Consider the following 10,774-nt stretch of genomic DNA (forward strand, 5'->3'; position numbering starts at 1 on the left):
CATCGATCGACCGGAGCCCGGACCAGGGCGCGGTCCGAGTGCCGGCGCCCCCGGCCGGCTTCCCCGGCGTACGTGACCGGCCTCGTGCTTGATGCGCAGGGGTCGACGGATGGCCTCGGCGTCGGACGTGTGGTCGTCGATGAATGAACGAATGCTCGGGGACGGCTCCCGCTTTGCGTGGGACCGCAGCTCGGTCCGTGGAGCGTCCTCGGAGTGATGGTGGAAGGAACGTCAGGAAATGACTGTGCTGCAGGAGAAGTTGCTGCCGACCCTGGAGTATCTGCTTCAGGAATGGCTCGACCTGGGATCGCTGCTCGCCCGACCGCGGTTTTCCGCCCACGACCTCGACGGAATAGGCGAGTTGCTGCGTGCGGCGTCGGCGGTCGCCGCCGAACGGTTCGAGTCGGCCAACCGGATCATCGACGAGCACGAGCCCGTCTTCGACGACGGCAAGGTGATCCTGCCGAAGGAGACGCAGGAGGCCTGGGACGCCTACGTCGGCCTCGGCATGATGCTGGCCTCGCATGATGAGGCCGACGGTGGCATGCAGCTTCCTCGCACCGCCGATTTCGCGGCCAACGTGCTGTTCAGCGCGGCTTCGGGCGGGATGAGCCCGGCCATGCTGACCGAGGCCAACGCCTCCCTGCTCCTCGCTCACGGAACCGAGAGGCAACGCCAGGTGTTCGCCTCGCGTGAGCTGCATGGTGAATGGGCCGGCACGATGTGCCTGTCCGAGAACCAGGCGGGCTCATCGCTGTCCGACATCACCACACGGGCTGTCCCGGACGGCGACGGATACGCCGATGACCCACTCGGGCCGCGCTACCGGGTCACCGGAAACAAGATGTGGATCAGCGCCGGCGAGCACGATCTGGCCGCGAACATCGTCCACCTCGTGCTCGCCAAGACAGCCGGCCCGGACGGAACCATAGACCCGAGCACCAAGGGAATCTCCCTGTTCGTGGTCCCGAAGTTCCTGGTCGACGCCGACGGGAACCTCGGGGAGCGCAACGACGTCGTGCTGGTGGGGCTGAACCACAAGCTCGGCTGCCGAGGCATACCCAACACCGCCCTCGCGTTCGGCGACGGTACGTGGCGGCCGAACGGTGAGGCAGGCGCGGTCGGCTATCTGGTCGGCAAGCCTGGCGACGGCCTGCGGCAGATGTTCCACATGATGAACGCGGCGCGGATCGCGATCGGGCTGGGGGCCGCTGCGCTCGGCTTCGCCGGATACGCGGCCTCGCTGGACTATGCCAAGCAACGGAGGCAGGGCCGCCCGCTCACCCGTGCCGGCAAGAACGCCGCGACGCCCCAGGTGCCGCTGGTCCAGCACGCTGACGTCAAGCGGATGTTGCTGGCACAGAAGGCGTACTCCGAGGGCGGCATCGCCCTCGGTCTCTACGCGGCGCGCCTGCTCGACGAGCAGGCCACCGGAGACGCGGCGGCGGCAGAGGATGCCGGCCGGCTTCTCGAGGTGCTGACGCCGGTCGTGAAGAGCTGGTCCAGCGAGTGGTGCCTGGAAGCGAACAGCCTGGCCATCCAGGTGATGGGCGGCGCCGGATACACCCGCGACTTCCCGGTGGAGCAGTACTGGCGGGACAACCGGCTCAACATGATTCACGAGGGCACGCACGGCATCCAGGGCCTCGATCTGCTGGGGCGCAAGATGCTGTTGGCAGATGGAGCCTGCGTGGAGGCGCTGGCGCAACGGGTGCAGGTTACAGCTGAACGAGCCCGAGACGGTGGTCTGGGTGAGTACGCCGACCGGCTCGTCGATGCCTGGACGCGCGCGGTCTCGGCGGCTTCGTCGGCGTGGGAGAGCGGCGACCCGGCCGAGGCGCTCGCCAACGCAACCCTGTTCCTGCAGGGCTTCGGGCACGTGGTGCTGGCCTGGATCTGGCTGGACGTCGCCGTGTCCGCCCAGGCCAGTGACCACGCTGAGGCTCCCGGCAAAATCGCCGCGATGCGTTACTTCTTCAGCTACGAACTGCCCAAGATCCATGCCTGGTTGGACGTCGTCGCGCGACGTGAGCCGCTCTGCCGGGACCTGGACGCAGCACTGCTGTGATGCGGTGTGGCTGTCCGATCCGGTGAGTTGGGAAGCTCATCGAGGCCGGGGCATCCCCCATGCGGGCAGGACGTCCTCGCTCCCCGCGAGCCCGCATGCGCGCACCGCTAGCGTGCCGCCAAGCCAAGTGAAAGGGAACGCCATGATCCTCCCCGTTGTGACGGGCCGCATCGACGACGCCGAGTTCGTGCCCCTGGCGCCAGAGGAAGGCGGCTGGGAGCCGGTCGAGGGCGACGCGAACGCTCGGATACACACTCTCTGCGAGAACGATCATGTCTGGTCGGGAGTCGCGCTCTTCGACCCCTGCACGTTCAACTATCACGCCGATCACGCGTCCGTGATCCATCTGCTGGAGGGCGCGGCGACGATCACCTCCGACGGACACACCTCGAAGGTAGGCGCCGGGGACGTCGTCTATCTCACGCCCGGGATCACCAGCACCTGGGTCGTCAAAGCTCCGGTGCGGGAGTTCTTCGCGGCGTTCACCCCGGTGGCGGGCACCAACTGACAACGCGCGACCGGCAGGCCGGCACCACGCCGGCCGGAACCGCGCGGCCATCGGGACCCGGTCCGTCACCACCTCGGTGAGGACCTGAAGAAAGCGGCGCATCCGCCGGCGTCGCCTCTGCGCGTCGGCGGTCTCGCAGGCCTACCGCCGACAGCGGTCGCCACCGCGGACGCGACATCCCGCGCGACGAGGCGAACAGTATGCCGCGGGGCCGCACGAGGCGGGCGTCCCGACCGCGCCGGTCCGGACGGCCCCGTACCGTCCTCGGCGGGCTGCCGTTCGTCGAGTGGCTCCTGGAGCACCGGGTCGCGCTCACGGCCATCAGGGATCCGCGGGCCCGGTCGGACCGTGCGCTCGGTCGAGGTCCTGACCGAGGTCTGATCCGGCTCTCACCCCGGTGGGGGATGCTCCGGCGGGGCGATCCGTGATCTTGTGGAGCGTTCCTCGGCACCGCGGCGAGAGCGGCTCCCGTACCCGCGCCGTGTTGCGAGGACTGTACGGGGCTTGGCGGTTCGTGGCCGGCCCTCCCTCTGCGTTCACTCGGCTGACACCGCACCGGCACGACGTGCGTCGCGCAGTCATCCCTCCTCACAGGCCGGAGATTTCCGTGCACTTCCCCAACCATCCGTCGCGAAGCCGACCAGGTCCGTACGTGTCGCAGGATGCGCCACAGCGGGCGCGCGTCGAGCACCTGCGCCAAGCCGTCCACCGTTCCCAACTCGTCTTTCTCGTCGTCAACGGCGTTCCCTTCGCCGTGGGTGTCGTTCTGTTCCCTTTCTCGAGCCTCCCTGGCCTGCCCCTGTTCGGTCAGTTCACCCTGGGCGTCGTCTGGGGCATCGCTCAATGCGGCCTCTTCGTCGCCACGGCCTGGTGGTACGAGAGGCGATCCGGGCGTCTGTGCGATCCCGTCGAGCAGGCCCTGGTCGAGGGAGTACGCCAGGCCGAGGCGTCGGGTGCTTCTCCCCTCGACGGGGCGGTGAAGCGGTGACCCTGCGCACATGGGCGTCGGGCGCGGTCGACCCGCTCGGTGCCGACGTCCGGGCCACCGTCGTCGTCGCCTGTCTGGTCCTGCTGGGATTGGCGCTCCTGTGGGCTTTCGTCCTCGTGTCGGCGCAGGAGGACGACCCGGAACGGCTCTACATCGCCGACCGGTCCCTCTCGCCGGTGTTCAACGGGTCCGCCGTGGCCGGAGAGCAGATATCGGTCCTCACCCTGCTGGCGGTTCCCGGGGGCATCGCTCTGTTCGGCTACGACGGCTACCTCTATGCCATCGACATCCTTGTCGCCTTCGGCGTGCTGCTGCTCCTCGCTCAGAAGATCCGCAACAGCGGTCGTTACACTCTCGGCGGCCTCTTCTCCTTGCGTGCGTCAGGAGCGGCGCCCCGCGTCGCCGCATCCCTGGTGACGCTGATCGTCACGATTCCCATCCTCGCGATTCAGCTGCGTGCCGCCGGCATCACCACGGCTTTCCTGGTCGGGATGTCGACTCCGGGAGCCCAGATCGTGTGCACGGTTCTGATGGCCTTCCTCGTCGCGTGCTTCGCCGGAGTGGCCGACTTGAGAGGCCTTGGCTTCATGCACGTCATCAAGGTCCCCCTCGCCTTGGTGACGCTTGCCGTGGTCAGCTTCCTGGCCCTCAAGCAGTTCGAGTGGGACCCGGGAAGCGTCCTCTCGGCCGCGGTGAACAAGAGTGCTGCGCCGCAGCAGTATCTGAGCGGGGGAATATGGTCCGACGCGACCACCCTGGGAGCGTTCAACCTGATCGGTGATCACCTGGTCGTGATCCTCGGTACGGCCGTGGCACCTCACTTGATCCTGCGCATCAGCGCGTCCCGCACAGGGCGCTCGGCGCGGCGATCCATGAGCACCGCCGTGGGGCTGAGCGGTGTCTACACCGTCCTGCTGATCGCAACAGGCTTCGCGGCGGCGGCCGTCGTGGGCAGCGGGGCCATCAGTGCGGTCGACGCCGACGGCCAGTCGTCCCCGATCCTGCTGGCTTCGGCCGTACTTCCAGACCATCCGACGGCGCGCATCGTGCTGGTCACCGTGATGGCGTGTCTGGTCTTCCTGTCCGTGCTGACGACCGTGGCCAGTGTGGCCTTCGCCGCCGCCGTCTCCTTCGCCCACGATGTGTACGCGAAAGCCTCGCGGGCCGAAAGATCCGGCACCGGAGAGGTGTGGGCGTTGCGTCTGGCCGTCGCCGTCCTGTGCGCCGCGGCACTGTCGGTGTCCGCTGCCACCGTTCACCATCCGTTCGAGTTCCTGATGACGTTCTCCATGAGCGTTGCGGCGTCGTGCATCTTCCCCGTGCTGATCTACTCCTTCTTCTGGCGCAGGTTCAATCGCACAGGGCTGCTGTGGTGCGTCTACGGGGGACTGTCGGCCTGCGTCGTCCTCATGGCCTGCTCGTCCTTCGTCTCCGGGACCGATTACGCGCTCTTCCCGCAGGCCGGTTTCAACTGGTATCCCTTCCTGACCCCGGGCCTGATCTCCGTACCGACGGCATTCCTGCTGGGGTGGCTCGGCAGCAGGAGGTCGCCGGGGCAGTCCGAAGCCGAATTCCGGCGCGACGAATACAAGCTCCTGACCGGGGAGGACGCCAGGCCCAGGGGCCGTTGATCCGAAGCTTGCGGACGGGCCCGCGACACGTGTCGCGGGCCCGTCCGCGCGTCGTGCGCCCGGAATCGCGTGGGCTGCCTTCCGCCTCCCCCGGTCGGGCACCTCGTCCCTCCCCGGCGATCCGCGCTTCGCGTCACATGCGCATGGTCACTGATGCCACATGGATCCGGTCGTGTCCGCGGGATGAGCGTCATCGTCTCGGCGCGGATCCCCCACCTGGGTCACTCCTGTCGCCCGGCCGTTGACGCCCCGAGTCCCGATGCCGAGAGTGGCGGGTGACCAACCGCTTAGTATCCCTGGAGGAAGCATGCCTGAAGCAGTCATCGTCGCCACCTCACGGTCCCCGATAGGACGCGCCGGCAAGGGCTCCCTGAAGGACATGCGTCCCGACGACCTCGCCGCCCAGATGGTGCGGGCCGCGCTGGCCGAGGTGCCCGAGCTGGACCCTGCCGAGATCGTCGACCTGATCCTCGGCGTGGGCCAGCCGGCGGGCGAGTCGGGCAACAACCTCGGCCGCGCCGTCGCCGTGCTGGCCGGCATGGACGGCCTCCCGGGCGTCACCGTGAACCGGTACTGCTCGAGCAGCCTGCAGACCACGCGCATGGCGCTCCACGCCATCAAGGCGGGTGAGGGACATGCCTACATCTCCGCCGGCGTCGAGACGGTGAGCCGCTACGCGAACGGTTTCGCGGACAACCCCGAGGGGCACAACCTGGCCTTCGCCGAGGCGCAGGCGCGTACCGAGAAGCGCGCGAGCGGAGGCGCGGACGCGTGGGTGGACCCGCGGATGACCGGGGCGCTGCCGGACCTCTACATCGCGATGGGCCAGACCGCGGAGAACGTCGCCCAGACCATCGGCATGTCGCGCAAGGAGCAGGACGAGTTCGCCGTCCGCAGCCAGAACCTCGCATGCCGGCGGATCGAGGAGGGCTTCTGGGCCCGCGAGATCACCCCGGTGACCCTGCCCGACGGTTCTGTCGTCTCGACCGACGACGGGCCCCGCCCGGGCACCACGCTCGAAGGCGTCAGCGGGCTCAAGCCGGTCTTCCGCCCCGACGGCACGGTCACCGCGGGCAACGCCTGCCCGCTCAACGACGGTGCCGCCGCGCTGGTGATCATGAGTGACGTGCGGGCCAGGGAGCTGGGGCTCACCCCGCTCGCCCGGATCGTCTCCACGGCCGTCACCGGGCTGTCGCCGGAGATCATGGGCCTCGGCCCGGTCGAGGCCATCCCGGCCGCCCTGCGCAACGCGGGCCTGGGCCTGGACGACATCGACCTGTTCGAGATCAACGAGGCGTTCGCCGTCCAGTCGCTCGGCTCGGCCCAGCTGCTCGGCATCCCGCTGGAGAAGCTCAACGTCAACGGCGGCGCCATCGCCGTCGGCCACCCCTTCGGCATGACCGGTGCCCGTATCACCTCCACCCTCATCAACTCCCTGCAGTGGCACGACAAGCAGTTCGGCGTGGAGTCCATGTGCGTCGGCGGCGGCATGGGCATGGCCATGGTCATCGAGCGGCTGAGCTGAGAGGAACGGACATGAGCAAGCGTTTCGAGGGCAGGACGGCGATCGTCACCGGAGCGAGCCGCGGCATCGGTCTCGGCATCGCCGAGCGGCTGGTCGCCGACGGCGCCCGTGTCGTCATCACCGCCCGCAAGCAGGACGCCCTGGACGAGGCGGTCGCCCACCTCGGGGGATCCGACGTGGCCCTCGCCGTCGCGGGCCGCGCCGACGACGGCGACCACCAGGCCGACGTCATCCGGCAGACGATCGAGACCTTCGGCAGCATCGACTTCCTGGTCAACAACACCGGGATCAATCCGGTGTACGGACCGCTCGTCGAGCTCGACCTCGCGGCGGCGCGGAAGATCGTCGAGGTCAACTGCATCGCTGCCGTCTCGTGGGTGCAGCAGGTCCACCGTGCCTGGATGAAGGAGCACGGCGGTGCGATCGTCAACGTCTCCTCGCTCTCGAGCGTCCGCACGGCGCCGGGAATCGGCTTCTACGGCGCGAGCAAGGCGATGCTGAACTCGCTCACCGACCTCATGGCGGTCGAACTCGGGCCGGACATCCGGATCAACGGCGTGGCGCCGGCCGTGGTGAAGACGAAGTTCGCGACCAAGCTCTACGAAGGACGCGAGGACGAGATCGCCGCGGCGTACCCCCTCAAGCGGCTCGGCGAGCCCGAGGACATCGGCGGCGTGGTGGCCTTCCTGCTCTCCGACGAGGCCGCCTGGCTCACGGGCCAGACCGTACTCGTCGACGGTGGGGTCAGCCTCACCGGCGCCGGGGAGTGACCCGGTGCGCGAGATCGACGCCGTCCTGTTCGACTACGGAGGCGTGCTCACGGGCCCGGTGAAACGTGCGATCGCCGACTGGCTCGTCGCGGACGCGATCGCACCGGAGTCCTTCTCGCACACCCTTCGGGCGTGGCTGTCCCGCGACGCCCCGGACGGTACGCCGATCCACCGGCTGGAGACCGGGGAGCTCCCGGTCGAGGAGTTCGAGGCGCTGTTCGCAGCCGAACTGCGGACCACCGACGGACGTCCCGTCATCGCCTCGGGGATCCTCGGCCGCCTCTTCGCGGGCATGCGACCGGATCCCGCGATGTTCGCGCTGGCCGAGGAGCTGCGCAGGCACGACGTGCGGGTCGGCCTGCTCTCCAACAGCTGGGGCAACACCTACCCGCGCCGGTGGATCGACGCGTTCTTCGACCCGGTCGTGATCTCCGGCGAAGTGGGGCTGCGCAAGCCCCACGCCGCCATCTACGAGCTGGCCCTGGACCGGCTCGGTGTACCCCCCGACCGGGTGCTCTTCCTCGACGATGCCGAGCCCAACGTGCTCGGTGCGCGAAGCGTGGGCCTGCACGGCCTGCTGCACGTCGACGCCTCGTCGACCCGCGCCGCGCTCGCCGGCCTCGTGCCGGACCTCAACCCCCACCAGACAGGAGACATCACATGACCACACCCACCACGCCGCGGATCGCGATAGTGACCGGAGCCGCGCGCGGCATCGGCGCCGGGGTCGCGCGCCGCCTCGCCGCCGACGGGTTCGCCGTCGCCGTACTGGACCTCGACGAGACCGCCTGCAAGGCGGTCGTGGAGGGGATCGAGACGGCGGGTGGCCGTGGCCTCGCCGTCGGCGTCGACGTGGCTGACGAGCGCGCCGTCGAGGCCGCGGTCGAGCGGATCGCGACACAGCTGGGTGAGCCGACCGTCCTGGTCAACAACGCCGGGATCATCCGCGACAACCTGCTGTTCAAGATGAGCGTCGACGAGTGGGACGCGGTGATGGACGTGCACCTGCGCGGCGCGTTCCTGATGACGCGCGCGGTCCAGGGATACATGACCAAGGCCGGCTGGGGCCGGATCGTGAACCTGTCCAGCACCTCGGCGCTGGGCAACCGCGGTCAGGCGAACTACTCCGCCGCCAAGGCCGGCGTCCAGGGCTTCACCAAGACCCTCGCCCTCGAGCTCGGGAAGTTCGGCGTCACCGCCAACGCGATCGCCCCCGGGTTCATCGAGACCGAGATGACCAAGGCCACCGCGGAGCGCATGGGCTACTCGTTCGAGGACTTCAGGGCCGCGATCGTCAAGAACATCCCGGTCGGCCGCGGAGGCCTCCCGGCCGACATCGCGAACGCGGTCTCGTTCTTCGCCGGCGAGAGCGCCGGCTTCGTCTCCGGCCAGGTGCTGTACGTCGCCGGAGGGCCGCAGGCATGAAGGTCTTCAACGGCATCGCCGAGCTCGAGAAGGCCGTCGGCACACACCTCGGCCACTCGGACTGGCACACGATCACCCAGGACCAGATCGACGCGTTCGCCGCGGCGACGGGCGACCACCAGTGGATCCACGTCGACCCCGAGAAGGCCGCCCAGGGGCCGTTCGGCTCGACCGTCGCGCACGGCTTCCTCACCCTCAGCCTGGTGCCGATGCTCACCTGGCAGGTGTACACCGTCGAAGGCGTCCGGATGGGCGTCAACTACGGTGCCGACAAGCTCCGCTTCCCCTCGCCGGTGCCGGTCGGCTCGCGCGTCCGAGCCGGCGTGGAGCTGACGGCGGTCACGCCGAACGTCCTCGGTTACCAGGTGGCCACCCGGGTGACGATCGAGCGTGACGGCGGCGACAAGCCGGCGTGCGTCGTCGACATGCTTGCCGTGGTGGTGCCGTGATGGCGACGACCGACATGCCCCCCGGCCTCGACCTCGACGCCCTCGGCGCATGGTTCGCGGCCGAGATCCCGGACGCCGGTGACCGGCTGCGGGCGACGCTGATCGCCGGCGGGAAGTCCAACCTCACCTACGTCGTGACCGACGGCGCGCAGGAGTGGATCGTCCGGCGACCGCCCCTCGGACACGTCCTGGCCACGGCCCACGACATGGCCCGCGAGTACCGCGTGATGTCCGCGCTTCAGAACACCCGCGTGCCCGTCCCGCGGACGTACTCCCTGTGCGGCGACGCCTCGGTCCTGGGGGCCGACTTCTACGTCATGGAGCGGTGCGCCGGCACACCGTACCGGCAGGCCGCCGAGCTGGCGTCCCTCGGTCCGGCGCGCACCCGTGCCATCTCCGAGCGGCTCGTGGACACGCTCGCGACGCTGCACGCGGTCGACCCGGCGTCGGTCGGACTGGGCGACTTCGGCCGGCCGCAGGGCTTCCTCGCACGCCAGGTCGGCCGCTGGAAGAAGCAGCTCGACGCGTCGTGGACCCGTGACCTGCCGGCAGCCGACGAGCTCCACCGGCTGCTGTCCGCGAACGTTCCGGCCGAGTCCGCCGTCGGCATCGTGCACGGCGACTACCGGCTCGACAACGTGCTCGTCGACGGAGCCGACCAGGTGACCGCCGTCCTCGACTGGGAGATGGCCACACTGGGCGACCCGCTGACCGACCTGGCGCTGATGCTCGTCTACTTCCGTCTCGGGAGCGCGGGCATCAGCGACCTGAGCGACGTCTCCACGGCACCCGGGTTCCTCGACGAGCAGCAGGTGATCGAGCAGTACTCGCGCGGCAGTGACCGGGACCTCTCCGGATTCGGCTTCTACCTCGGCCTCGCCGCGTTCAAGCTCGCCGCGATCCTCGAAGGCATCCACTACCGCCATCTGAACGGACAGACCGTCGGGGTGGGCTTCGACCGCATCGGCGACGCGATCCACCCGCTGCTGGACGCGGGCCTCAACGCACTCAAGGAGTACCGATGATGGACTTCCGGTATGACGCGCGGACCCAAAGGCTGCGCGAGAACCTCCTCGATTTCATGGACAGCCAGGTCCATCCGGCCGAGACCGTCTTCCACGAGCAGCAGGCGGCGCTCGACGACCCGTGGGCGTGGGACTCGGTCCCGGTCATGAAGGAGCTGAGGGACGCGGCCCGCGCACGCGGGCTGTGGAACCTCTTCCTCCCCGGCAAGGACGGCGCCGGCCTGACGAACCTCCAGTACGCCCCGCTGGCGGAGATCTCCGGACGCAGCCTCCACCTGGCGCCCCCGGCCATGAACTGCGCGGCGCCGGACACCGGCAACATGGAGGTGCTGCACATGTTCGGCACCCCCGAGCAGAAGGAGCGCTGGCTCCAGCCGCTCCTGAA

Annotated in this window: 11 protein-coding genes; all 11 read left to right on the forward strand. The window is 69.3% G+C overall.

What is annotated here, in order from left to right; translation table 11 throughout:
* Positions 1-238 precede the first annotated feature (238 nt).
* A complete protein-coding gene (locus ABZ318_RS27150; protein WP_356905098.1) occupies positions 239-2,068 on the forward strand; it encodes an acyl-CoA dehydrogenase in 1,830 nt (609 codons plus the stop codon).
* Between the two features lie 157 nt (positions 2,069-2,225).
* The gene (locus ABZ318_RS27155; protein WP_356905099.1) at positions 2,226-2,576 is read left to right on the forward strand and encodes a cupin domain-containing protein; all 351 of its coding nucleotides are present in this window, start codon (positions 2,226-2,228) and stop codon (positions 2,574-2,576) included.
* Positions 2,577-3,228: 652 nt separating this feature from the next.
* Positions 3,229-3,564 (forward strand): hypothetical protein, encoded by a 336-nt coding sequence (locus tag ABZ318_RS27160; RefSeq protein WP_356905100.1) that lies wholly within the window; start codon positions 3,229-3,231, stop codon positions 3,562-3,564.
* Complete coding sequence (locus tag ABZ318_RS27165) at positions 3,561-5,195, forward strand: transporter (RefSeq protein WP_356905101.1); 1,635 nt, start codon at positions 3,561-3,563, stop codon at positions 5,193-5,195. Before ABZ318_RS27160 ends, ABZ318_RS27165 begins: the two co-directional genes overlap by 4 nt.
* A 307-nt stretch (positions 5,196-5,502) precedes the next feature.
* Positions 5,503-6,720: an acetyl-CoA C-acetyltransferase gene (locus ABZ318_RS27170; protein ID WP_356905102.1), complete on the forward strand. Its 1,218-nt coding sequence runs from the start codon at positions 5,503-5,505 to the stop codon at positions 6,718-6,720.
* Between the two features lie 11 nt (positions 6,721-6,731).
* Positions 6,732-7,490, forward strand: a complete 759-nt coding sequence (locus ABZ318_RS27175; protein WP_356905103.1) for an SDR family oxidoreductase — start codon at positions 6,732-6,734, stop codon at positions 7,488-7,490.
* 4 nt (positions 7,491-7,494) lie between these two features.
* Entirely contained in the window at positions 7,495-8,154 is a 660-nt protein-coding gene (locus tag ABZ318_RS27180) for an HAD family phosphatase (RefSeq protein WP_356905104.1), read from the forward strand.
* The gene (fabG, locus tag ABZ318_RS27185; RefSeq protein ID WP_356905105.1) at positions 8,151-8,915 is read left to right on the forward strand and encodes a 3-oxoacyl-ACP reductase FabG; all 765 of its coding nucleotides are present in this window, start codon (positions 8,151-8,153) and stop codon (positions 8,913-8,915) included. Before ABZ318_RS27180 ends, fabG begins: the two co-directional genes overlap by 4 nt.
* Entirely contained in the window at positions 8,912-9,364 is a 453-nt protein-coding gene (locus tag ABZ318_RS27190) for a MaoC family dehydratase (RefSeq protein WP_356905106.1), read from the forward strand. The genes fabG and ABZ318_RS27190 overlap by 4 nt, the downstream gene beginning before the upstream one ends.
* Positions 9,364-10,389, forward strand: coding sequence for a phosphotransferase family protein (locus ABZ318_RS27195; protein WP_356905107.1), 1,026 nt, complete (start codon positions 9,364-9,366; stop codon positions 10,387-10,389). Before ABZ318_RS27190 ends, ABZ318_RS27195 begins: the two co-directional genes overlap by 1 nt.
* Positions 10,389-10,774: acyl-CoA dehydrogenase family protein (locus ABZ318_RS27200; RefSeq protein ID WP_356905108.1), on the forward strand; the 386-nt coding region annotated here is incomplete at its 3' end. The genes ABZ318_RS27195 and ABZ318_RS27200, both read left to right, overlap by 1 nt.

Origin of the sequence: Streptomyces sp. NPDC006197, assembly GCF_040613865.1 — a bacterium.
Classification (GTDB): Bacteria; Actinomycetota; Actinomycetes; order Streptomycetales; family Streptomycetaceae; genus Streptomyces.